This window comes from Novilysobacter selenitireducens (assembly GCF_020026895.1).
In the GTDB taxonomy this organism is placed as follows: domain Bacteria; phylum Pseudomonadota; class Gammaproteobacteria; order Xanthomonadales; family Xanthomonadaceae; genus Lysobacter_C; species Lysobacter_C selenitireducens.
In genome coordinates, this window is record NZ_JAINZW010000105.1 from 1 (window position 1) to 280 (window position 280).

Consider the following 280-nt stretch of genomic DNA (forward strand, 5'->3'; position numbering starts at 1 on the left):
CTCGATCGTGCTGGTCACCCCCGAATCCGCAGTGACGCCCGATTTCCACTCGTTCCTGAACCGGCTGCGTATGGTGCGGCGGCTAGACCGGATTGTGATCGACGAGTGCCATACCATCCTACAGGGCCCCGGGCCCGGATCTAGCTCTAGGTCCACGTCCGGCTCGAGGGCAGCCGAGTTCCGGCCCGCACTGCGGCGGCTCGGGGAGCTGATCCAGGCGCGCACGCAGCTGGTCCTGCTGACCGCGACCCTGCCCCCTACCGCGGAGCAGACCCTATTC

At 67.5% G+C, this 280-nt stretch carries 1 protein-coding gene; it reads left to right on the forward strand.

Annotation, left to right across the window (positions count from 1 at the left end; genetic code table 11):
• The coding region (locus K6753_RS14615) for a DEAD/DEAH box helicase family protein (protein WP_223677189.1) at window positions 1-280 on the forward strand (280 nt) is incomplete at both ends.